Origin of the sequence: Paenibacillus sp. tmac-D7 (assembly GCF_006519665.1) — a bacterium.
Classification (GTDB): domain Bacteria; phylum Bacillota; class Bacilli; order Paenibacillales; family NBRC-103111; genus Paenibacillus_G; species Paenibacillus_G validus.
Genome location: NZ_VIDW01000001.1, coordinates 247,869 through 270,943 on the forward strand (window position 1 = coordinate 247,869; position 23,075 = coordinate 270,943).

25 protein-coding genes and 1 other RNA gene are annotated in these 23,075 nt (G+C 54.8%); 6 read left to right on the forward strand and 20 right to left on the reverse strand.

Annotation, left to right across the window (positions count from 1 at the left end):
• Positions 1–12 precede the first annotated feature (12 nt).
• Positions 13–657 (reverse strand): RsfA family transcriptional regulator, encoded by a 645-nt coding sequence (locus FKP33_RS01205; RefSeq protein WP_141333767.1) that lies wholly within the window; start codon positions 655–657, stop codon positions 13–15.
• Positions 658–958: 301 nt separating this feature from the next.
• Between FKP33_RS01205 and FKP33_RS01210 the strand changes: the two genes are divergently transcribed.
• A complete protein-coding gene (locus FKP33_RS01210) occupies positions 959–1,189 on the forward strand; it encodes a DUF2626 domain-containing protein (RefSeq protein WP_054800017.1) in 231 nt (76 codons plus the stop codon).
• A gap of 56 nt (positions 1,190–1,245) precedes the next feature.
• On the opposite strand, the gene FKP33_RS01215 is transcribed toward FKP33_RS01210, so the two are convergent.
• On the reverse strand, positions 1,246–2,361 hold the full coding sequence (locus tag FKP33_RS01215; RefSeq protein ID WP_141333768.1) for a class I SAM-dependent methyltransferase: 1,116 nt from the start codon (positions 2,359–2,361) through the stop codon (positions 1,246–1,248).
• 130 nt (positions 2,362–2,491) lie between these two features.
• On the opposite strand from FKP33_RS01215, the gene FKP33_RS01220 reads away from it, so the two are divergent.
• The 3 genes from FKP33_RS01220 (at position 2,492) to FKP33_RS01230 (ending at position 5,342) form a co-directional block, all read left to right on the forward strand.
• Positions 2,492–3,427 carry a hypothetical protein gene (locus FKP33_RS01220; protein WP_054800016.1) on the forward strand — a complete coding sequence of 312 codons (936 nt, stop codon included), beginning with the start codon at positions 2,492–2,494 and terminating at the stop codon, positions 3,425–3,427.
• A gap of 204 nt (positions 3,428–3,631) precedes the next feature.
• On the forward strand, positions 3,632–4,744 hold the full coding sequence (locus tag FKP33_RS01225) for a hypothetical protein (RefSeq protein ID WP_258313351.1): 1,113 nt from the start codon (positions 3,632–3,634) through the stop codon (positions 4,742–4,744).
• 25 nt (positions 4,745–4,769) lie between these two features.
• Positions 4,770–5,342, forward strand: a complete 573-nt coding sequence (locus FKP33_RS01230) for a hypothetical protein (RefSeq protein ID WP_054797361.1) — start codon at positions 4,770–4,772, stop codon at positions 5,340–5,342.
• A gap of 34 nt (positions 5,343–5,376) precedes the next feature.
• On the opposite strand, the gene FKP33_RS01235 is transcribed toward FKP33_RS01230, so the two are convergent.
• Entirely contained in the window at positions 5,377–6,711 is a 1,335-nt protein-coding gene (locus FKP33_RS01235; protein ID WP_141333770.1) for a PhoH family protein, read from the reverse strand.
• 106 nt (positions 6,712–6,817) lie between these two features.
• On the opposite strand from FKP33_RS01235, the gene FKP33_RS01240 reads away from it, so the two are divergent.
• Positions 6,818–7,375, forward strand: a complete 558-nt coding sequence (locus FKP33_RS01240; RefSeq protein ID WP_141333771.1) for a YhcN/YlaJ family sporulation lipoprotein — start codon at positions 6,818–6,820, stop codon at positions 7,373–7,375.
• 41 nt (positions 7,376–7,416) lie between these two features.
• Here FKP33_RS01240 and FKP33_RS01245 read toward each other — a convergent pair whose 3' ends face one another.
• The 13 genes from FKP33_RS01245 to FKP33_RS01305 form a co-directional block, all read right to left on the reverse strand.
• A complete protein-coding gene (locus FKP33_RS01245) occupies positions 7,417–7,869 on the reverse strand; it encodes a pyridoxamine 5'-phosphate oxidase family protein (RefSeq protein ID WP_054797359.1) in 453 nt (150 codons plus the stop codon).
• A gap of 138 nt (positions 7,870–8,007) precedes the next feature.
• Complete coding sequence (locus FKP33_RS01250) at positions 8,008–8,280, reverse strand: hypothetical protein (protein WP_127608514.1); 273 nt, start codon at positions 8,278–8,280, stop codon at positions 8,008–8,010.
• Complete coding sequence (locus FKP33_RS01255; protein ID WP_141333772.1) at positions 8,277–8,747, reverse strand: hypothetical protein; 471 nt, start codon at positions 8,745–8,747, stop codon at positions 8,277–8,279. Before FKP33_RS01255 ends, FKP33_RS01250 begins: the two co-directional genes overlap by 4 nt.
• A 7-nt stretch (positions 8,748–8,754) precedes the next feature.
• Positions 8,755–9,048, reverse strand: a complete 294-nt coding sequence (locus tag FKP33_RS01260) for a YlaH-like family protein (protein WP_054797357.1) — start codon at positions 9,046–9,048, stop codon at positions 8,755–8,757.
• A 107-nt stretch (positions 9,049–9,155) separates the two neighbouring features.
• Positions 9,156–11,003 carry a translational GTPase TypA gene (gene typA, locus FKP33_RS01265; RefSeq protein WP_127608513.1) on the reverse strand — a complete coding sequence of 616 codons (1,848 nt, stop codon included), beginning with the start codon at positions 11,001–11,003 and terminating at the stop codon, positions 9,156–9,158.
• A 176-nt stretch (positions 11,004–11,179) separates the two neighbouring features.
• Complete coding sequence (locus tag FKP33_RS01270; RefSeq protein ID WP_141333773.1) at positions 11,180–11,845, reverse strand: TerC family protein; 666 nt, start codon at positions 11,843–11,845, stop codon at positions 11,180–11,182.
• 39 nt (positions 11,846–11,884) lie between these two features.
• Positions 11,885–13,096 (reverse strand): tRNA uracil 4-sulfurtransferase ThiI, encoded by a 1,212-nt coding sequence (gene thiI, locus FKP33_RS01275; protein ID WP_141333774.1) that lies wholly within the window; start codon positions 13,094–13,096, stop codon positions 11,885–11,887.
• A complete protein-coding gene (locus FKP33_RS01280; RefSeq protein WP_258313348.1) occupies positions 13,097–14,269 on the reverse strand; it encodes a cysteine desulfurase family protein in 1,173 nt (390 codons plus the stop codon). It lies immediately after the preceding gene.
• A 105-nt stretch (positions 14,270–14,374) separates the two neighbouring features.
• Positions 14,375–15,097, reverse strand: a complete 723-nt coding sequence (locus FKP33_RS01285) for a lytic transglycosylase domain-containing protein (RefSeq protein ID WP_141333776.1) — start codon at positions 15,095–15,097, stop codon at positions 14,375–14,377.
• A 119-nt stretch (positions 15,098–15,216) separates the two neighbouring features.
• Positions 15,217–15,651 carry a hypothetical protein gene (locus FKP33_RS01290; RefSeq protein ID WP_141333777.1) on the reverse strand — a complete coding sequence of 145 codons (435 nt, stop codon included), beginning with the start codon at positions 15,649–15,651 and terminating at the stop codon, positions 15,217–15,219.
• 20 nt (positions 15,652–15,671) lie between these two features.
• Positions 15,672–15,887, reverse strand: coding sequence for a DUF1540 domain-containing protein (locus tag FKP33_RS01295; protein WP_054797353.1), 216 nt, complete (start codon positions 15,885–15,887; stop codon positions 15,672–15,674).
• 66 nt (positions 15,888–15,953) lie between these two features.
• Positions 15,954–17,099, reverse strand: coding sequence for a glycoside hydrolase family 15 protein (locus FKP33_RS01300; protein WP_127608507.1), 1,146 nt, complete (start codon positions 17,097–17,099; stop codon positions 15,954–15,956).
• A gap of 101 nt (positions 17,100–17,200) precedes the next feature.
• On the reverse strand, positions 17,201–17,701 hold the full coding sequence (locus FKP33_RS01305) for a YpuI family protein (protein WP_127608506.1): 501 nt from the start codon (positions 17,699–17,701) through the stop codon (positions 17,201–17,203).
• A 196-nt stretch (positions 17,702–17,897) separates the two neighbouring features.
• Between FKP33_RS01305 and FKP33_RS01310 the strand changes: the two genes are divergently transcribed.
• A complete protein-coding gene (locus FKP33_RS01310; protein ID WP_127608505.1) occupies positions 17,898–19,757 on the forward strand; it encodes a S8 family peptidase in 1,860 nt (619 codons plus the stop codon).
• Between the two features lie 98 nt (positions 19,758–19,855).
• Here the strand turns inward: FKP33_RS01310 and rnpB are convergent.
• The 4 genes from rnpB to FKP33_RS01330 form a co-directional block, all read right to left on the reverse strand.
• An RNA gene (gene rnpB / locus FKP33_RS01315) (RNase P RNA component class A) lies at positions 19,856–20,268 on the reverse strand.
• Positions 20,269–20,341: 73 nt separating this feature from the next.
• A complete protein-coding gene (locus tag FKP33_RS01320) occupies positions 20,342–21,457 on the reverse strand; it encodes a Nif3-like dinuclear metal center hexameric protein (protein ID WP_141333778.1) in 1,116 nt (371 codons plus the stop codon).
• The gene (locus FKP33_RS01325) at positions 21,424–22,197 is read right to left on the reverse strand and encodes a tRNA (adenine(22)-N(1))-methyltransferase (RefSeq protein WP_141333779.1); all 774 of its coding nucleotides are present in this window, start codon (positions 22,195–22,197) and stop codon (positions 21,424–21,426) included. The genes FKP33_RS01320 and FKP33_RS01325 overlap by 34 nt, the downstream gene beginning before the upstream one ends.
• Before the next feature lie 5 nt (positions 22,198–22,202).
• Positions 22,203–23,042: a hypothetical protein gene (locus tag FKP33_RS01330; RefSeq protein ID WP_141333780.1), complete on the reverse strand. Its 840-nt coding sequence runs from the start codon at positions 23,040–23,042 to the stop codon at positions 22,203–22,205.
• Positions 23,043–23,075 lie beyond the last annotated feature (33 nt).

Here is a 23,075-nt window from a genome sequence, read left to right on the forward strand (position 1 = left end):
AGTCAGACATTATCATTCAATACGTTCCAGGTTTCCATTCTCATCCATCTTAAAGCGCGCCTTCGTCTCCTCGTCTTCTTCCACGAGAAAGGCCAGCTTCCGCGCCCGATCCATGATTTGTATAAGCGCTTTATAATCGTCGTTCACGACCCGGTAATCGGTAGAAACATCGCTAACTTGCTTGTTCAGTTCCTCATTCTCGCTCCGCAAACGCTCCAATTCATCCTGCTTGTCGTTCAATTCCTTCTCCAGCTGACGCAAATGGCGCACCATCTCTTGATAGCTGCCCTTCCACTGCCGTAAAAAGCGGATCACTGCGTCGATCGAAAGCTCTTCGACGATTCCGTCCGTCCGTACGCTTGACGAATCGGTTATGACCCCAACGCCGCCGGATACGGTTGCGAACGCATTCGCGTGCTTGCGCTGCTGGTTGCGCTTCTGACGCTGCGCTTTCGCTATTTGTATCGCCGCTTCATACTTTTTACGAACGAAACTATTCCAGCGAAAGCCGCAAGCCGCTGCGGTTCTACCTATTTTTTCCCCTACTTCTTCAAACGCGGAAAGCTGCGTACTTCCTTCACGAATATGACGCAATGTCACCTCCGCTAAAATTAAGTCGTCTTCATCGCTCCATGCATCTTGTCGAATTGCGGTCATTGAAGCAGTCCTCCTAACCCCTGGGGTTTCATCCATCTATGATGGTCGTGCTGAACATGTTGCATTACCTTATCTCTATGCCCATGGTAGAGTTCATAGAATACTTTTCTAGTATTTTGTATTGCCATTTTTACAAGCAGTCATACATGTTTCCTTGCAATAGGGTTAACATATATATACCGATCGTAAAATTGACTTAAATTCGTCACCGATTGGGCGTTTACACGTTAGACAGCTTTCGCTATAATGTTGGATAGTAATGTTAGTTTTTGAATTGTGAGCTTAGAGAGGGGGATGCACAATGGATCGCATGTTTCGCGTACTCGGCTTCTGGACACTGGCGATCGGGCTTATGGCTCTAGCCGGCGACTTTATTCCGATGGCGCTTCTCTTTTTCGCCCAAACGGCCATTTTCGTACTGCTTGGTTACTTGAAGCTGTCCGAACGCACCTACATATTGCTTTTCTGGGGCTACATGATTCTCTCGTTCTCAGGGGTTACGTATTGGTCATTCTTCAAAATGTCCATTTAATCTCTCCCAGACTCGGCAATGAATTTGAAAAAGGTGAACCGCATCTAAGCTGCGGCTCACCTTTTTTGTTGAATCAATACTTTAAACAGCTCGCTCATCCGGTCCGACAGCAGCAGTTGACGGATCGCCCGATTGCGCCGCGCCGCCGGGGAGAACGGATCACGGGCGTCATGATCCTGCAGCCCGTTAAGGATACCGTGCTCGACCAAAAATTGCTTTTGTGTGAAGTACGCGACCGTTTCCAGCCCTGCTTCCTCGCCCGCCTCCATCAAAGCGCTGAAATTGACATGTGCCGTAATATCCTGCTCGCCGACATGCTCAAGCGGGGTATCGCTCGCCTGATGTCCGCGGTAACAAAGCAGCGTCCCGTTCATCCGATGCGCCGCATGCAGCTCTTCCCGCGTATGACCGTAGTCGATCGTCAACACGCGGCATCCCGGGGCAAGCCGCCGGGCCGCCTGTCCATACCAGCGAAGCGAGTCCAAACTCGCTTCGAACCGCTGACCTTCCCGCTCCGGCAGATTTTCCGCCTCGATATAACGCAACAGTTCTTCGTTCCTTACCGGCTGCTCCGTTTCCTTGAACGAGCACGTGTCACCGTCGTAACGGACGCCAAGCTCCATCCAGCCCTTCGCCCGCCGGACAAGCCGATGAACCGGAAAAGCGTCCGGCAGCTCGTTCGAGAACAGGATCGCCTGCGTCCAAGTCCCTCCAGCCATCCAGCTTTCCGGCGTTATGAATTGCACGCGACCGGCATGAGAGGCCAGCGCCTCCGTTTGAAGCCGCCGGTGGTACGGACTCGCCTCGACGCTTGTATACATCACCTGTCTGTACACCGAGGCATCCGCTTCCTTCAATGCGTCGAGAAACTGCCGCGCAAACCGGCCGTCCCCCCCGCCCCACTCGACAAATTGCAGCGCCGCTCCTCGATCCATTGACTTCGCCGCGCCAATCGTATAGTGCGCGACGCATTCCCCTAGCAAAGCGCCGACCGAGGAGGCTGTGTAAAAATCGCCGGATCGACCGATTTTTTCTTGTTCCTTCATATAATATCCATACTTCGGATCGTATAAGGCCATCTCCATAAAATCCCTGAACGGGATCCAGCCGCCTTCGCTGTCCGCAATCTTATTGCGAATGATCCCCGCAAGTCCGGTCTCACCCTGATGCATGATCCCACCGCCTCAAACCATTTTACTACAGACAAAGCGCACCCGAATCGTTATAATTATACGGGTACCTCATTTCCATATTCATCGAGATTACTACATGATCCTATCCAATTCTAGGGGGCAGAATGAGATGTCCATCTCTCGCTTCACGCGATACGCCGCGTTGTTTGGCCTTACCGTTCTGCTTGTATCGGGCTGTACCGACCGCCAGCAGTTGAAAGAAGAGTGGCAGCAAGCCGCCGCCAAGCAAGAGCAAGCGTTAAGCTATCAATTCTCCGGCGAGCTTGACCTGCAGCTCGACGCCTCCCTGTTCGAGGGCGCTCCACCGTTAACCGCAGGCCTGTTGTCCGTCTTTAAAGAAAGCCGGATCGCCTATAGCGGCAAAGCTTCGCTTAACGAACCCGTTCAACTCGAAGCCGACGTCAAGTTGACGCCCAAGGGCGCAGACAGCGGGCTGGAGCTTCCAATCTTACTTAAAGATAACAAATTGTACTTGCATATGCCAGCCGTCAACAAAACGGACGAATTTTTCATGCTGCCCCTTGGATCCAATGCCGATCGACTGAAGAACACCGGCCGAATGTCGGCCTCTGTCAGCGGCAAGCTGCTGCAAGCCGCGAACCCAGACTGGCTTGAATCCAGCGGAAACGATGAGCCGCTCGCGGGCGGAGAAACGGCCAAGCACATCTCCATGCTGGTGACGGATAAAAATAAGCAGCAAGCCGCTTCTTATTTGGCCGCCGTTCTGCCCGCTATAGCCGACGAATGGCTGAGCAGCGGCTTGATCGGCGAAGCGCAAGCGAAAGCATGGAAGGAAGCGAGCCGTTCGCTGCAAGTGACAGCCCCTTCTTCGCTGGAGACCTGGATCGATAGCCAAGGGTTTATTCGCCAGCAGAAAGCACAGCTTCGTTTCACCTTGAAAGAGGGCGGCGCAGTCCACGCCATCCAGTGGACGCATCGAATAGATGCCGTCAATCAACCGCAGACGTTCGAGAAAGAAACGCCGAAGCTATTGAAGAATACGGATGAGATTTTGCGCCTGCTGCCCAAAGCCTCTCCGAACTAAAAGAACGTGCCGCACCGCCGGCTTATGAACGGGTACCTTCTATGCAGACACGGCAAATAAATGCCGAAAAGTCTACATGGAAGGTATTTTTATTAGCGCAGCTATCGGCCGCCGAACCGGCTGCTCCAAAATTTTGTTGTCATCTTTTTCCCCTTCCTATGATAATCTGTAGTTAAGAGGGACTGGAGGGACATGCGGGTGAAGATGCGAAAATGGGCGTTCCTGGGGCTGCTCTTGGCCGTTGTATACATACCGGTTCTATATCCTGCTTACAGCGCGGAAACCGGACAACCGTCGAATAAGGAACTGCTGCAAAAAGGATTGACGATCTTCGAAATCGACCAAGAGCTCCAACGAATCGAAGCGCAGGAAACGGAACTGCAGAGTCAAATCGCGTCCGCGGAGAACAATCTGGCGTCCGCGGAAGCGGCTTCCCGTGAGGCCCGCGTGCATGCGGCCAAAGTGATCCGCGCTTATTATATGGGAGACCGGGATTCGCTGTGGACGCTGCTGTTCGCCGCACGTTCGTTCTCCGACGGCTTGGCAACGCTTGAATATTTGCAAATGATAATCCGCAACGATAAACTGGCCTTAGGCCGGCATCAGGAAGCCTGGAAGCAGCAGTCGCAGATCAAGCAGTCGCTGGACGCGGCAAGCGCATCGCTGCAGCAGGCGAAGCAGCGTTATATCGAACAACGCGCGAAGCTCGTGGCGCTGCAGGATGAAGTGGACCGGCAGCTTGCTTCGCAAGAAGTGCAGGCCGTTAGCCTGCAGCAGCAGATGCTCGATCTCAACCGGTTGTGGTATGAGCAAGGCCTCCCCCAATTCAAGACGTACTTTAGGGAGCTGGCCCGAGCGATGCAGGATTTGCCCGAAATCATGTCGGGCAAAAACGGTGCCATACAAAGCAACAAAATCAGCCTGTTCGATAACGGCCTTCATTCCACGTTTCAGCTGACGGACGCCGAGCTCAACGATTATTTGCGTTCGAAGAACACGATGTTTCAAAATTTAACGTTTCATTTTTTACAGGATCAAGTGATCGCTTCCGGCTCACACGAAGGCATCGAGCTTTCGGTGAAGGGCACCTACATGCTGGCGACGAAAGAAACCGGGGGTTCAAAAAAGCCTTATATTCGCTTCCGTATCGATGAGCTGCAGTTTAACGGCTTTCTGCTGCCGGACACCACGGTGGAATCGCTGGAGAAGGAAATCGATCTGAGCATTTATCCGGAGAAACTGGCGCCGTACTTGCAGGTAACCGAAGTGAAGCTGGAGGAAGGCAAGTTGAAGATTATTTTTAAACTGTTGTTTTAATCTGTCCGAGAGGTGACCGATTCCTATGGATTTCATGTTGAAATATGCGTTAGCCATGCATATGCCCGAAGGCAAAAGAGCCGGCTATTACGCACAAATCGTCAAGGCGTTGGCGGAACGCACGTCGCTGTTCGATCGGGACAAGGAACTGCTGATCTTCTCTTCCCCCGAAGAGCGCTCGGCGGCAGAACCGGTCATGACGCAGTACGCCGTTCCTGCCGAACCGATCGATTTGCTCCTGCTGCCTGCGAGCCTGCAGGCTCGCCCCACCTTCACCGACTTCGGCTTCGTCAGCCGCTTGGAGCAGCAGCCTTATCTTTACGCCGATATGGCGGCGCTGTTTCAACTCACCCACGCTCCAGCCGCGTCGCGTTCTTACGAGCCCGCCTCGGCGGCCGCTCAGCTGGACGAGCATGTGCTCGCCGATTGGCCTGCAGCATTCGACCCGGATGGTAAAGACGGCGCCGGTGACGATTACGGCCGGACGATCTTCGCCATCGAGGCGCAGCATGACCGGCTGGTTGAAGCCATCGCCGAAGCCTACGGCTGCGCGGTGCAGTGGCGATATCGGCCACAGCCTGCCCCCCACGCCAAATAAAGCCCTGGCCGATTCGGCCAGGGCTCTCTTCAGTTTACAGCAAATCCGCCGCCAGCTGTGCGAGGTTCGAACGTTCGCCCCGCTCCAGCATGATGTGACCGCTGATGCTTTGCTCCTTGAAGCGCTCGACAACATAGGTCAAGCCGTTGCTCGAGGCGTCCAGGTAAGGATGGTCGATCTGCTCCGGATCGCCGAGCAATACGATTTTACTGCCTTCGCCGACACGGGATACGATCGTTTTGACCTCGTGTTTGGACAAGTTTTGCGCCTCGTCGATAATAATAAACTGCCCCGGGATCGAACGGCCGCGGATATAGGTCAGCGCTTCGACCTGAATACTGCCGAGGCCGGCGAGAATTTTATCGATGTCGCCCGGCTTTTTCGTATCAAACAAAAACTCGAGGTTGTCGTACACCGGCTGCATCCAAGGCCGCAGCTTCTCATCCTTTTCCCCCGGCAAATACCCGATGTCCTTGCCCATCGGCACAACCGGGCGGGCGATCAGCAGCTTCTTGTACTTTCGCTCGTCCTCCACCTTCATAAGCCCCGCAGCAAGCGTCAGCAGCGTCTTCCCTGTACCGGCCTTACCCGTCAACGTCACAAGCGGCACATCGTCGTTGAGCAGCAGCTCGAGCGCCATCCGTTGATGGGCGTTGCGGGCCGCTATCCCCCAGATCGGATCATTGCTCATGTAAAGCGGCTCGAGCTTACGGCCGTCGGCATTCACCTTCAGCAGCGCCGACTTGCTCGTGCCCATCTCATCCTTCAGAATGATGAACTCGTGCGGATGCAGCGGGTACGTCAAGTTCAACGAATTAACGCTCAGCGAACGGTAAGTGTAAAACTCATCGATGATGGCCGGGTGCACATGAAGCGTCAAGTGACCGCTGTAAATATCGTCAGCGACATTCACGACCCGATCCGTCAAGTAGTCCTGGGCCGTGATGCCGAGAACGTCGGCTTTAATGCGCACAAGCATGTCCTTGCTAACCAGTATGACCGGACGCGGCTCAGACCGCTCCTGCTCTTCCAGATGATAGTTCAACGCCACCGCCAAAATGCGGTTGTCGTTGTTTGCATCCGCAAACACTTCCTGAAGCTTGGCAAAGCTTCTGTGATTAAGCTCCACCTTCAAGCTGCCGCCGCTCGGCAGGGCGATGCCTTCGTACAAATGGCCGTTTGCCCTTAGCGCGTCCAGCATCCGGGAAATTTGCCGGGAATTGCGCCCGAGCTCGTCGGCGTTTCGCTTCTTCGAGTCAATTTCTTCCAATACAATGGCAGGGATGATGACTTCATTATCCTCAAAGGCGTAAATCGCATTGGGATCCTGCAACAGGACATTCGTATCCAACACATAAATTTTTTTCATGTGAGTCCCTCCCGGGTCTGGTGTTTGGCTCTATGCGATACATAGGAATTTGGCCGTGAGGACAAACTAACCAAAGCTGATGCTGCAGAGAAAGGATCGATGACGAATGAAAATGTTTGTCGCGGCAATCTTGTTGTTGTCCGCTACTTTAGCAGGATGTAACCAATCACCAAAGAATGGAGCTTCCACCTCTCAAGCTGCTGATCCGAACCAACAGGTCAAGGCCCAGCAAACGGCACCGCAGAAGAAAGAAATTACTGACCCGCAGACGGTAGCGAAGCGGCTGGAACAAATCGCCCTCAGCGTTCCGAATGTAGAAAGCGCCAATTGCGTCGTGTTCGGAAATACGGCGATCGTCGGCATCAATGTGCCGCCGGGGATGGATCGGTCAAGGGTCGGTACCATCAAACTTTCCGTAGCGGAAGCATTAAAGAAAGATCCGTACGGCGTCGATGCCTTCGTAACCGCAGATATGGATTTAGGCGAACGTTTACAGAAAATCCGGAATCAACTTCAAAACGGCCGGGGCATTAACGGGCTTGCAGAAGAAATGGCTGCGATCATCGGGCGAATCATTCCGCAGATACCGCGCGACGTCGACCCCATTCGACCGAACGAACCGCAGAACAGCGGCAATCCGCAAGTCCCCAACCCATCGCTTTAATAAAAAATCGTGTGCAAAAAAGCCTAGAAACGAAAACGGATCTAGGCTTTTTTCATGGCGCTGAACACTTGCGTATCCAGTTTCTCAGCGGCACGCTTGTCATACGTCTTCTCATATTCAGGTTGAACCGAAATGCGCGCTCCGTAAAACATCCCATCGCGAACTTCCGTTACTTCAATATCGAAGCAGGCCAGTTTGAATGGCACCTCGTCGAGAGCATCGGTAACCAGACGCGCTTTGCCGTAAATGGCATGGACGGAACCGGCACCAATATAAGTTAATGTGACCAGCGGATTGGCCTTCATATTCGTTATGAGCCGAGAACGTTGATCCACGGCGAAACGAATCGTGGAAGCATCCTTGGCGAACAGCCATGAAATGGCATTCATGGTCGGCGAACCGCTTTCGTGATCGATCGTGCTCAAAAGGGTGAGCGCTTCTTTCTGCAAATGTTCGATCAGTTGCTCGGATAGTGCTGTGATCGTTTCCGCCATAGAGTCTCCTCCTGTGTTAATAGTTCCTATTGCTACATCCATTATATCATACGCAAATTGGTACAGCTACCGATAGTTGCAACAGACACTCCCTTCACTTTTGAATACTTTATTTTATCTAAATGTCCGGAAATTATGTCATTCGTTATATTTGGGATTCGAATTAATATCGGTCAGCAGCTGCTCGGCCAATTCCCGGTCGTACCGCTGCATACGGGTTTGTCCGTCCTGCTCGTACTCCACGCGGTACAAATCGTCGTTCTCCTCATAAGAGAACCGGCTCAAGGCATGGTCCTCCCGTAAGATGAGCTCGAAAAAATCTTTCGTTTCGCGCGCCGCTCCGTCCTCCGGACGTGCTTCGGCCACGATGCTGATTTGCAGCCAGTTAAACAATGTATCCTGCAAATTCATCGATCGACTCCGTCCTCTCTCAGCATAATGATCCGGTCGCCCCGCAATAACCAGGCTCGCAGCGCGGCCGCCCACTCTTCCGTCCCCGGCTCGAGATCGGCTAGACTTAACAAACGGGCTGCTTCTCCGGGCGAAGGCAGGCCCGATAAATAAGCTTCCGCGCAATGCGAAAGCGGCCACCCCGCGGAAGGCTCCTCGTCAGTCGCCGTCGAAGCCTCCAGGCTGCGCAGCACAATCGGCCCGGCAGATCCGAGGGCAAACGGCAGATCATCCGTGCCGCAAGCGTCCAGCGCCTCGTCAGCTACAAGCAGATGGGCTTTGAACGCCAGCAGCAGCCGCGGATGAACCGCTTGCAGCGCACGCACAAAGCGGTCGCGTTTATCAGCCGGGGCCAGCGTGAATCTCTCCTCACTGAACACCGCGGTTTCGCCGTCCCATTCCAGCGGCACAAGCCAGTACGTCGCCATGCGAACTTCACTCCTTGCCAGGATCAGTGGGTTTACCCTTATTGATGCGTTCCTGTACGAAATAACGCAGGCGAAGCGTCAGCATCAAGCCCACGGCCACCGATAAGCTCAAGATGATCGGCAAGCCCGCCAATTGAAAGAACAACAGCATCAAGGAGCCGAGCGCAAGCAGCAAATAAATGACCGCTTCTTTCAGCAAAGGCAGCTTGCGCGCCCGAAACACTTTGTTGTATACGTATGTAAGAAGAACGAATATAAGCACGTAAGCGATCCAAGGATGCGCCCTAAACCATTCGAGCATACGTACCGACACCTCCGGTTCCAAAGGGATAGAATGGTTATGAAGAAAGCTCTGATCGCTCAGAGCTTTCCCCGCTTAATGTTACGAAGTTATAGTGAGTTAGTTAGTTAGACGCTGCTTTCCGCCATCTTGCGGTGCTTCTCGAAGCGCTCGCGCTCGCTCTTGTTCAAAATCTTCTTGCGCAAGCGAATCGATTTCGGCGTAATCTCGCAATACTCGTCGTCGTTCAAATATTCCAGTGCTTGTTCCATCGAGTGGATGCGCGGCGTCTTCAGACGTACGGTCTCCTCTTTCGTTGCGGAACGAACGTTGGTCAGCTGCTTCTCTTTACAGATGTTCACGATGATGTCGGTATCGCGGTTATGCTCGCCGACGATCATGCCCTCATAAACTTCCGTGCCCGGCTCCAGAAACAGGATGCCGCGGTCTTCCACGGAAAGCATGCCGTAGAAGGTCGACGTTCCCGTCTCGCTGGAGACGAGTACCCCTTCGTGACGTCCGCCTACGCCGCTGCCGGCGTAAGGACCGTAGCTGTCGAACGCATGGTTCATCACGCCGTAACCGCGCGTCAGCGTCAGGAAATAGGTGCGGTAACCGATCAATCCGCGGGCCGGAATCAGGAATTCCAGACGCACATTACCGTTGCCGTTGTTAATCATGTTAACCATCTCGGCTTTGCGCGTACCGAGACTTTCCATAACGGAACCCATGCTGTCTTCCGGCACGTCGATGATCAGGCGCTCGATCGGCTCCATCTTCTGGCCGTCGATCTCTTTAATGATAACTTCCGGTTTCGATACTTGAAGCTCGAAGCCTTCGCGGCGCATATTCTCAATCAGAATCCCGAGATGAAGCTCGCCGCGGCCGGAAACGATGAACGCATCCGGGCTGTCGGTTTCTTCAACGCGCAGCGAGACGTCGGTCTCCAGCTCTTTCATCAGCCGTTCGCGCAGCTTCCTCGACGTGACGTGCTTCCCTTCACGGCCGGCGAACGGACTGTTGTTGACGAGGAACGTCATTTGCAGCGTCGGCTCGTCGATCTTCAGCACCGGGAGCGCCTCAGGGTTAGCCGGATCGGCCAGCGTTTCGCCGATATTGATGTCTTTAATACCGGAAATCGCAACGATATCACCGGCACCCGCTTCTTCGATCTCCAAACGTTTCAGCCCCTGGAAGCCGAACAGCTTTTCCACGCGCGCCTGTTTAATTTGACCTTCGCGGTTGATGACGGCGATCTGCTGACCTTGGCGGACGACGCCGCGGTTCACCCGGCCGATGGCGATACGGCCCAGGTACTCGTTATAATCCATCAACGTGACCAAAAATTGCAGCGGCTCTTCTACGCTTTCCGTCGGAGCCGGAATATGATTCACGATCGTTTCGTACAAGGCCTGCATGTTGTTTTCCTGTTTAGCAGGATCCGGATCAAGGCTGGACGTTCCCATCAGAGCGGACGCATAGGCGACGGGGAAATCCAATTGCGCGTCGTCGGCGCCAAGCTCGATGAACAAATCGAGCACCTCGTCTACCACTTCGGCCGGACGGGCGTTCGGACGGTCGATTTTGTTCACGACGACGATCGGCGTCAAGTGCTGCTCCAACGCTTTGCGCAGCACGAACTTCGTTTGCGGCATCGTGCCTTCGAACGCATCAACAACGAGCAGAACGCCGTCAACCATCTTCATAATCCGTTCCACTTCGCCGCCGAAGTCGGCGTGGCCCGGCGTATCCACGATATTAATCAAGTAGTCTTTGTAACTGATGGCGGTGTTTTTAGCCAAAATGGTAATGCCCCGCTCACGCTCCAAGTCATTGGAGTCCATGGCTCTCTCCTGCACCGCTTCATTGTCCCGGAACGTACCGGATTGCTGGAGAAGCTTGTCGACAAGCGTCGTTTTCCCGTGATCGACGTGGGCAATAATAGCAATATTGCGAATTTTATCTCTGGCATGCATAGGTGGTTTTAATTCCTCTCTTCTAATTTGGCCTGCGAAGCCCGTTCAACAAAGAAGCGTCGACTCAAGAAGCGCCGACGCATCATTCCATATTCCATTATACGTGCGATTACGGCAAAAGGCAAGGAAATCGCCGATATTTACGCACCGTAAACATTCGCCATTTCGACACGAAGCTAGGAATGCTTCGGCCTGACGATCAGCTTCTTCAACACGCCGCTGACGATTACGATGACCGTTGTGACGGTCGGCAGCACGTAATGCGGGATATCTCCGAGCACGAGATGCGAAATTTGCTCGTCCGCCATGAACATTTCACCCGCTGTATATCCTAAAATGCCCGCCCCCAAAAATACGAGCACCGGAAACTTTTTCAACAAAGTCACCACGAGGTTGCTGCCCCAGATAATGATCGGAATGCTGAGCCCGATTCCTAAAATGATGACGCCGACTTCGCCCTTTGCCTTGGCTGCGATCGCCAGTACGTTGTCCAGGCTCATGACGAAGTCGGCCAAAATAATAGTCGAGATCGCCTTGCCGAGCGTGGATGCTTCCTTCACGTCCGAATGCCCATCTTCGTCAATCAGCAGCTTAATGGCGATCCAGAGCAGCAGCAGCGATCCGATTCCTTGAATGTAAGGGATGTCCAGCACATAAACGGCGGCTAGCGTCAATAAAACCCGCAGCGCGATGGCGCCGAATGCCCCCCACCATATCGCCTGCTTGCGCTGGGCCACAGGCAAATTTTTACTGGCAAGCGCGATAACTACCGCGTTGTCTCCGCTCAGCACGATATTGATCAGCATAATTTCCAGAAACAAGACGATATTGTCCCAGAGCATGAATACCCCCCCTTTCCCTATATACAGGTGAGCTTACGGCTAGAAAAAGGCGTCGAAGCGGTCGAACCGCTCATCGCCGGCTTCTATCCAGGTTGTTTCCGTCCGGAGAACCGCGTCTTCGATCGCTTCCTCCAGCCAAGGCATGTTGCGCTCGATGCTGTGGATGACGTTCAAATTCGGATTGGTGCTTGGACTGGGCGGCAGAAACAGCGTGCAGCAATCTTCGTGCGGCAATATCGAGATATGAAAAGTATCGATCATTTCCGCGATTTTAATAATTTCCTTTTTTTCCATACAAATGAGCGGCCTTAGCACCGGCATCTGAACGGCGCGGCCGATCGCGTCCATGCTGGCCAGCGTTTGGCTTGCGACCTGCCCCAAGCTTTCACCGGTGATGATCGCTCCGGCGCCCCCGGCCTCGGCCAGCTTCTCGGTAATCCGGAACATGGCGCGCCGCAGCAATGTAATCAGCAAGTTTTGCGAGTACGCTTGATGAATACGCGTTTGCACTTCGGTGAACGGCACCATGTGCAGCTTGACCGAGCCGCCGTAAGGAGCGAGCCGCCGCACCAGGTCTCTTACCTTCTGCTGGGATTGCTCGCTGGTGTACGGATAGCTGTGAAAATGAACGGCCTCCACCTTCAGCCCTTGGCGCATAGCCAAATACCCGGCTACCGGACTGTCGATGCCGCCGGACAACATGAGCGCAGCCCGTCCGTTCGAGCCGAGCGGAAAGCCGCCCGCGCCCTGATCCACGCGGCAGTACAGCCATGCCGCCTCTTCGCGAAGCTCCACCTTCAGCTCCGTGTCGGGCCGATGCACATCGACCTTCAGCTCCGGCAGCGCGCGAAGCACCGCCCCGCCGACCAGACGGTTCATCGCCTGCGAATCGTGCGGAAAGCTTTTGTTAACACGGCGGACGGTCACCTTGAAGGTGTCCGGCTGCGGCGTCAGCGCCTCCATCATGGAGGCGGCCGCCTCTTGAATGCGCTCCAGCTCCAGTTCGGTGCTGACCACCGGACTTATCGAAGCGAGCCCGAACACGCGCTTCAGCGGCGGCAAAACATCTTCGTACGGCACGCCGTTCAAGTGAAGCATGATCCGGCCGAATTCCCGTTCGAACCGGATCGCCGGAAAGGGCCTGAGCCCTCGTTTCACCTGTTCGAACACCGTTTTCTCAAAACGGTGCCTATTTTTTCCTTTCAAAACCAATTCCCCGTAGCGAAGCACAGCCAGTTGCGCTTGATTCATCTAGTTTCGTCCTTTCCGGCTACGTGCGGTAACCTGCGGTTTAACGGCTTTCAACACCTCGGTAAGCATGCGGTCGAACCGCTCCACATCCCCAAGCGTTTGCTGCAATGAATAACTTAGACGTATACCGCTGCGGGCAGCGGCGTCCGTATACCCCATAGCTGTCAATATGCGACTGGGCTTCTCCACGGAGGACGAACATGCCGACCGCGCCGAGACGAAGATGCCTCGCTGCTCAAGCGCGTGAACGAGCACCTCCGATTTCATGCCCGGATAAGTGAAGTGAATCAGATGCGGTGCCATGCCTCCAGGCTCGTCCGTTCCGCTAAGCGTCAGCTCCGGATGGGCGCCGATTACGGCCTCCAGCTTCGTTCGCAGCTCCGCGGTATGAGCCGCAAACTGCGGCTGCTGCTGAACGGCGATCCGGACTGCCTTAGCCATGCCGACGATCGCCGGCACGTTCTCGGTGCCGGATCGCAGCCCTTGCTCCTGGCCTCCCCCATACAGCAGGGGCTGCAGCTCCACCCCGGAACGGATGTACAGAAATCCCGTTCCTTTCGGCCCGCCGAGCTTATGCGCCGCGCAGGTAAGCAGGTCGGCCCCCAATTCCTGCGGGACCACCTGCAGCTTGCCCAGAGCTTGTACCGCATCGACGTGGAACAGCGTCTTCACGCGGGTACGCAGCAGCTCTCCGATTTCCCGGATCGGCTGCACGCGGCCCATTTCGTTATTCACATACATGACGCTTACAAGAATCGTATCGTCGGTCAATGCGGCGCGCAGCGCATCCATGTCAATCCGGCCGGTGCGGTCGACCGGCACGTAGGTCACGCGGAACCCTTCTTGTTCCAGCTGCCGGAACGTGGCGTAAACCGAGTCGTGTTCGATTTGAGACGTGATCAAGTGCGTGCCGCGGTGCCGGTAACGATAGGCGGCCCCTCTTATCGCCCAATTGTTGCTTTCCGTGCCGCCGGACGTAAACCGAATTTCCGCAGCCTTACAGTGAAGCGCAGACGCAATCGTTTCCCGGCTGCGGGCGACGAGCGTCTGCGCGTCGATACCGAGGCGGTGCAGCGAAGACGGATTCCCGTAATGGGTTTTCATGACTTCCGTCATCGTGTCAATAACTTCGGGCAGCATCGGCGCAGTCGCCGCATAATCCAAATATAACAAGTCTATGAGCCTCCGCTTCCAATAAGTACTAGCCGTCTAACGAAAAACAAGACCAATCCTCGCGCCTCCGTACACCGGAAACGGAAATTGGTCCTGCCAAACCTTTTAAGAAAGCTCGTAGGCAGTTTGAAGCTGCCGCACTTTGCGAACATAGTTTTGCGTTTCCTTCGGGAGCAGATGCAGCTTGTCCATCAACTGTTGATCGGTGCGTATGCCGAGCCGGTCCAGACGGCCGGGACCGGCGTTGTAAGCGGCTAGCGCCACACCTTGATTGCCGTTGTATTTCATGAGCAGATCGGACAAATATTGCGTACCGCCGGTAATGTTCTGCGCTGGATCGAAAGCGTTCGTAACCCCGAGGTCAGCGCCCGTCGAATCCATCAGCTGCATCAGGCCCTTCGCCCCCGCCTGGGAAACAGCGCGAGGATTGAATGAAGATTCCGCTTCAATGACAGCCTTGATCATGCTCGGCCGCACGCCGAACTTCTGACTCGCTTCTTGAATGATAGGCTCGAAATCCGTAGGTTGGCTTGGGGCCAATTGCTCCTGCCAATACGCTCCTGACGAACCGAACGTCCCATTCGCGAAAAGCGGCGATTTGGACATAGCCGATGACGCGGCCGAGGTTAGCGCGGCTCCCGAGGCTTTAGCCGCATTTTGCCGGGCAGCCTGAGTCGCCATCAGCCCCTCGAGCAACTCGGCGAAATCGCCGTCGCTCCCGTCGGAGCCTGCCGGATTCGAGGAAAGCAAGCCGGCTTTATTTATCGTTTGCAGCTGCAGCAGTTCCTTGATCGTGCGCGGATCCAGGGATCCGATGTTCATGGACATGATGGTGAATGCTCCTTACGTATAAGAGATCATAGATCTATTGTACACTCTTTCGAGTACAGGTTCTACCCTAAAAATGTAAAGCAGGCCGAAGGCGGCCTGCTTCGTTTCTCCCGAAGTCATGCGTACAGCGGTACGAGGATGAAATACCCAGCCAGCGATATCAATCCGATTGCAAGCGCCCAGCCGCCGAGTGCACGCTGTCCGACAGAGTAAGCGAACAGCCCCAGCACAGCGGCTGTACTGCCGAGCAGCGCCGGGAACGCGAACAGCGACAAGACGGCGAGCATGATCGCCGTCAAACCGAGCCAGCGGTACGCAGTACCCGATCGCTCCGGCGCCTGACCCTCACTTGTCGTACGTACCGCCCGGTCTTCCGTCCGTTCCCTTACGGAAACAGGCGCACCGGAAGGAGGATAAATGCCCGCCTCTGCGGCAAATTCCTCGTGAACGCTACCCCCCGATTCGCGAGTAACCTGCTGCAGCTTGTAGCGCTGCAGCGCGGCATCGTTACGGTCAGGCTTTGCAGGCTTCCCTCCGAGCTTCCGTTTCATATCCGTTCGTCCTTTCCGGGTCAGGATGATTTGGACTTCTTCGGCTCAAAGGTGTGACAACAGGTGTTTCTTACGCTTGTGGCACGGTCTTGATGATCAACGAAATCCGTCGCGAATTCAGTATCGTACCCGACTTCCGCATGTTTGTCGACTTCAATCATGATCGTTTTCGCATTGCAATTGTTGCCTTGCGCCCAGTATTCGCAGTTGGCAACGCTGCATTTGACTTCTGGCATATGCTCACCCCCTGCCCACAGCTTGCCCGCTGCAAAGAGGGGGTATTCTTGCCAAACTGGGTTCATTTACCGGATAGAGTCGGGGTAGAGTCGATGGTACAGCACCAAATACATGCCGTGCGACCATAATAATGGCCTCGCCGGAGGGCCCCATTTGCTGACCCAATGCTCATACCCTTCGCGTGACGGAAGCGCATCCGGAACCTGCTCCGGCAGCCGGCCGCTGGCGTCGGCCTTGGATACGATCCAATGCAGCGCCGCTTCGGCTGTCTCGCGTCGGCCGCGCGAAAGAGCGGCCCATCCGTACCAGGCGGTCAGGAGGAGCCACTCGCCGCCGCCGTAATACGTGTCGCTGGCATAACGGCGAAGCCCGCCTTGTGCCGTGCGCAGCTCGGCATCGATTCGATTGAGCGTCGCCTCCATCGCCGGATGATCCGCTTCGAACATGTGAAACGGCTCAAACAGCCACAGCAAGCTCGCATCGACGCCTTCGTAATTGATTTTATACGTTACCGTGTCGTCGGCTTTGACGGGCGCGATATTTTTCACGAAATGTCCGTCCGGGTGGACCGCATGCTGCAGCAGGAACTCACGAATGCTCGCGCAAACCGTTTCCAGCTCATTCCGCCGGTCCAGTCGCGCGATCGCTTTCAGCCCGCCGTACAAACAGGCAAGCGTGGAGGGGTGGATAAATTCCGCATATTCTTCCCAACAGTCGAAATTCGGCAGCTGCCAGAACGCGACCAAATAAGCGACCGTCGCATCGACAGCCGGGCGATACGCATCCGGAATTTGCGGCTGCCCCGTCGCCTTCAAATGTTCGCTCAGTCCCCACAACCAGGCGCCGTAACCGTCCAGTTGAAAGTGACCCCAATCCGATTGTTCGTCGTCGCGGCCGTCCGCATAGTAGCGCGTATGTAAAAACTGCTCCTGCGGAATAAACTCGCCCCGCTCCTTCTTGCCTAGCAAATCGTCAATATGCGGCTTTTTCGATTCGATAATTCGGCTTACCCACTCATAGAACAGGCGGGAGCTGTCATGCTGCCCCGCAACATCCATGCCGTAAGCGATAAAGCTGCCGTCGCGCAGCCAACTGAACGTGTAATGGGAAAATAAAGGGGATGCTACGTACCCTCCCCGTTCGTGCTGATTCCATGTTATTACGCGGGTGCTGGCTTCCGCCAATTGTTCCGCCGTCAGCCTAGCGGTCATCCGGGCGACACTTCCTTTACGCTTGTATCAAGCTAAATAAAAAGAGATGCCGGAAAGCACCTCTACTTGTCATTATATGGAAAAGCGGTAGCGATTATACGTTATACCTTTTCGCCCTGCATCCTTTTTTGCGTAATATAGTCGGTTTCATAGTACGACAGATCTTCGCGAAGCGTCTCGAAAATTTTGGAGAGCTCAATCGTCAAGTCGCGGACTTCACGCACCGGCTTTTTGCGGAAACGAATAGCATCCTGGCCTGTGTAGGCGTAACGACCGTCTTCGGAATAACATTCATTTTTAGGATAAAAGAAGCTGTTTACGGATGAGTGATACACTTCATAAAGTACTTTCTCCGAATATTCCACGTTGAAGTTCGGTCGGCGCAGCGCAACCCCCAGCTTCTCGTAAGCCACCTCCGAAAATACGAGCAAGTGCCGGGTATCGGAAAGATATCCTTTATAAAACTCTTCCATCGCGCTGTCGTTCTCGGTGTTTAATTTCGTGAGCGAGCTCCCGTTTAAAAACTGCTCCATTTTGGCGATGGCTTCGCTCAATTTTGCTCTCGTCGTTTCACAAAGGTTTTTCACATGTTCTACTGACATAATTCCGGTAGCCTCCTCAACTTTGACGCAACAATAAATTTTATTCATACAAGCAGATTTCCAATCAATCGTACCATAAAACCAGAGTAAAAGTAATAGGAGAAATTCATTCATCCGGCTGGTTAACTTTGCTTATGATGATTCCTACGAACGTCGGGAAGTCTACTCCTATGATGAATACAGGAGGCTGTCACCGATGTGGAAATACGCGTTCCCCGTGTTGCTCGTAGTTGCAGGCGCGCTGATCCTGTTCCCCCGAGGCGATCAAACGCCACGACCCGAAGCCTTGTCGCCCCAAGCCGAGCTTCAGATGAAGCAAACGACATTGAATCAAGACCTTAAGCAGACCGAAGAGCTGTGCCGCAATCAATGCAGCTATGAGCTGCGCCGTGTGGCCGGCGAGATGAGCCGCAATGACGAAAACCGCATTCCGGCTTTACTGTCCGACTTGCAAAAGGATCATCCTCATATGCAGCTTCTTGTTCGAACCAAGCGCAACGAGTCCTTGTCGCAGGGCAAAGCTGCCGGTACTTTGAAAGATCCGGTGCGCCGGGCTGCGGATACCTATATGACGGAAGCGAAAGTCCAAGTAGACGCAGGACGCTCGTATCAATCGCCGGCCTTCGAAGCGGAAGGCAGCCAGTACTTCGTCTTAGGCGAGCCGGCGGATGACGGTACAAGCGGTATTATCGGCGTCGTAGAGCAGCACATTCTGAAGCAGGTGGCCGATCATCAGCTTAAAAACCTGCGGATTGTCACCTATCCGAGCGAAGGACGCTACAAAATCGAATCGGTCGATTCTGATACCTTACAGGATGTTCATGTCCATCATCCGGAAGGAAATCAAGGCACGAGCCATTATCATCAAAATCAAGTTGTCGTCCGGTTCAACAAAGAACCGACCGAAGCCGAGCTTTCCCAAATTCGCAAAGAAATCGGCGGTAGCACCGTGCAGAAGCTCGGTTACACCTATGTGTTCGAGTCCGACCGCATGGAAGCCAAGGCGCTTATGAATTACTTCCGCAAATGGAATGTTTCGTACAGCGAGCCTCACTTCCTTTATTTAACCAACGAGTCGGCCGTTCCCACGCCGACAGCTAACAGCATCACGCCGAATGATGCTTTATATCGCCGGTATCAATGGAATTTGCCGCAAATCGAAACCGAGGCCGGCTGGAACATTTCCAAAGGCTCCGATCAAGTCACCGTTGCCGTCATCGACACCGGAGTCGATTTGAAGCACCCGGACTTGAAGAACCAGCTTGTTAGCGGTTTGAACGTCGTAAATAAGGACGCCGATCCGCAGGACGATGTCGGGCACGGCACCCATGTCGCCGGGGTCATCGGAGCCTTGGTCAACAACAATCTGGGCGTAGCCGGCATGAGCTGGTACAACCGGATCATGCCGGTTAAAGTACTTGACTCGAGCGGAGCCGGCAGCACCTATGCCGTGGCGCAAGGCATCATTTGGGCCACCGACCATGGCGCCAAAGTCATCAATATGAGTCTCGGCAATTATGCCGATGCCGAATTTCTCCATGACGCGATTCGATATGCGTACGACCGCGATGTCGTGCTGATTGCCGCGAGCGGCAACGATAACACGGATCGGCCGGGTTATCCCGCCGCTTATGAGGAAGTGTTCGCGGTCGCAGCGGCCGACTCCCAGAAGTCGAAGGCGTCGTTCTCCAACTACGGCGATTACATCGACGTTACGGCGCCGGGCGTCAGCATCGCCAGCACGTACCTGAACAACCAGTACGCGGCATTGTCGGGGACGTCGATGGCAAGCCCGCACGTAACAGCGCTCGCCGCGCTGATTCGTTCGGTCAATCCGAAGCTGAAAAATACGGAAGTGATGCAGCTCATGCGCGACACCGCGACGGATCTGGGCCAGGCCGGCAAAGATAAATATTTCGGCTACGGCTTAATCGACGTAGCCGCCGCCCTGAAAGCCGCCCAACCGAAGTCCGTCCGGCAGGAAGAGCCGACAGCTCCGAATAACACCACGCTTCCGAACTGGCCCGGGTGGCTGCAGCGTCTGTTCGGCAGTTGAACCGGCACCAGCACAGCGCATGTGCGCAAAGCAAAGAAACCGCCTCATGAGGCGGTTTCTTTGCACATCTAAAACCATCCGTTTGCTGTATGTGGCTGAAAGAAAGTTTGCCGTAAGCCGGGTTCTGTGCTTCCAGTGGTCGTAACGGGGGCCACCCTGCCACCATTGAAGCGACAATCATCTATCTAGGCCAAACATTGCTGCCTGGCTCAAGCGACCAACCCGAACGCGCCTCGGGCTAAGGCTGTCCCTTAAAGAGACTAGCGTTCCTCTAGGTCTTGCTCCAGATGGGGTTTACCAGGAACCATGTCACCATGGCCCCTCGTGGTCTCTTACACCACGGTTCCACCCTTGCCTGTGCCGCTGCCGTGAAGCGGCGGCCATCGGCGGTCCGTTTCTGTGGCACTAGCCTTCAGCTCGCGCTGACTGGACGTTATCCAGCATCCTGCCCTATGGAGCCCGGACTTTCCTCTCGCGGCGCAAGGCCGCCAGCGATTGTCTGTCAAACTTTCTTTTGCAACAGATGCATTTGCTAGTATAACCCCATTCGCCGCAAAAGGCAATACGCCTAAATGAGGTCGGGCTTACACAAATCGGAAAGGCTCCGTGTCGGTCTGCGAAGCGATGGCGCGCGTCTTCCATTTGCGGTCGTCCAGCTTGCGCTGCAAATAATCGGCGACGCCCTGCTTCATAATCTTCTCCACGTTATGTCCGGGGTCGATCAAGGCGATGCCCGCGGCGAGCGCATCGTGCGCCGTATGATAATCGATATCGCCGGTGATCAGCACATCGGCTCCTGCGAAGATCGCATTGCGCACATACCTGCCGCCCGAGCCTCCGAGCACAGCCGCCTTACGGATGACGCGCTGCGGGTCGCCAACCATGCGCACCATCGGCACTTCATATGCCTGTTTGACGCGCTCGCACAGCTCAGCTAAGGTGACCGGAGCCTCCAGCTTCCCGGCCCGGCCCAGCCCGAACGTACGCGTCTTCAAGTCAAGCGCATATAAATCGTAAGCTACCTCTTCGTACGGATGCGCCTTCAGCATGGCCTGCACGACACGCCGTTCGGCGCTCTGCGGCACGATCGTTTCAATGCGGATTTCTTGCGCTTGCTCCAGCTGCCCCTGCCGTCCGATGTAAGGATCCGTTCCTTCGCCCGGCTTGAACGTTCCGACGCCTTCGATGTTGAAGCTGCAGTGGCTGTACTTGCCGATAGCGCCCGCCCCTGCATCGAACATCGCGGCGCGCACCTTGTCCGCGTGGTCGACCGGCACGAAGACAACCAGCTTCTTCAGCTTGTCGGTGTGCACTTCATCAAGCGGCTCGGTAACCTTCAGCCCGATCGCCTCAGCCATCATATCGTTAATGCCGCCGTCCGCCACATCCAAATTGGTATGGGAAATGTAGACGGCGATATCGTGTTTAATCAGCTTCTCGTACAAGCGCCCGGCCGGCGTATCGGTTTGCAGATGCGGCAGCGGGCGAAAAATAATCGCATGATGCGCAATGATCAAATTGGCGTCGACGCGCAGCGCTTCTTCGACGACTTCATCCGTGACGTCCAGCGCAATGAGCACATTGCGGATTTCCTTCTGCAGCGTTCCGAGCTGCAGACCGATTTTGTCATTCTCCACCGCATACGATTTCGGCGCTAACTCTTCCATTAGTTGAATGACGGCTTGACCTTTGGCGTACATGCGGCCAACACCTCCCTGATCCGGTTCATTTCCTTCCGGTATTCGGCTTCTTTCGCGCGGGCGGCCTCGGTCTGCGACAACCGAAGCTGCGCGCATATCTTATCCATTTTCTCAAGTTCCCAAGTCCACTTCGTTCTCCAGACGTCGGACGCTTCCCGCGTCAAGTAGGGCCCCATGAGAAGGAGAAGCTCACGCTGAACTTCCCTTCCGTCCGCGCATACGAGAGGAGCGTACATCTGCTCCGGCTCAAGCCCGGTTTCAGCGGCGGACACAGCAGTTAAGATTTCGTAGATTTTGCCGTCCTCTTCCAGAATACGTTCTCCGATCAGCACCCAGCCGTTCGCAAGCAGCCACTCCCGAACCGCAGGTTCGCCGACATTCGGCTGCAATACGAGCCGTTTCACCCCCTTGAGCTTCGACTTCCCCGCTTCCAGAATAGACACGATCAAGGCTCCGCCCATTCCCGCGATCGTAATGACGTCCACTTCGCCCGGTTCGATCACCGCCAGCCCGTCGCCAAGCCGAACGTCGATGACGTGCTTCAAGCCCGCTGAACGGACTTGCCTGGATGCCGCCTCATACGGCCCTTCGTTCACCTCGCCGGCCACCCCGCTCACGATGACCCCGTTTGCCGCCAAATAAGAAGGGAGCAGCGCGTGATCGGACCCGATATCCGCTAACCGGCTGCCCTCCGGCACTTCCCTCGCAATCCATTCCAATCGTTTCGACAACTTTATCATTCACATTACCCCATGACCCAGACGGTCCATTTTTTTCGCCAAACGAACAAGATCGCCGCTTGCATACACATTTTGCTTAGCAGCAGCCATTGCAGCGCTTGTTCGCCGTACTTCTCGGCATAAAGCATACCATACAATTCCGGCATGTACCAAACGATGAGGCCCAGCAAGAAGAAGACGAGCCCGATTTGACGGCTTCTCTCGTGGATCAACCAGGACAGCCAGCAGAACAATATCCCAAGCGGCACCCAGCTAATTTCCAGCGTAAACCAGTTGATCGCATCAAGCTGATGATGAAGCAGCCAACCGTAACAAAAAACGAGACTGACCCATCCGCACAACTGGAACAGCGCCAGCCGTGCCAATAGCCCGGTGATCATCCATATTAGACTGGTGATAAACACATATCCGACGACAAGCACCGGCTCCTCGATGCCGTGAAGCTTCATCATATAAACCCCGATAAACAGCAGGAACAGCGAAGCCATGCCCAGCAGTATTTGCGCCGCCATCGGTTCCTTGGCCCGCTTGAGCCCTCCCCACACATAACAGGCGGTCAAAACGGCCAATGCGACCCCCATTTGCATTGGTAATTCAAAAGCGTTAAAATTAAGAGCAGAAAAGGATAAAGCGGCCGCTATGATTAAATTGATCATCCATATTTCCCAATTGCTGTTTCTTATTTGCGATGACGAAAGCCCCAAAAATCCGCTCCCGGTATCGGGCTTCGCTGCATCGTTATCCAAATAAATGTTAAGTAAAAAATCGCAATACTGCTCCGGTAACAGTCGGCTGCGCCGCCAGTGTTCGATTTCGCGAATGAGCATTTTCTTTTTTTCGTCCATAAGCGTCCTTCTCCCCCAAGGCCCGGCATACTT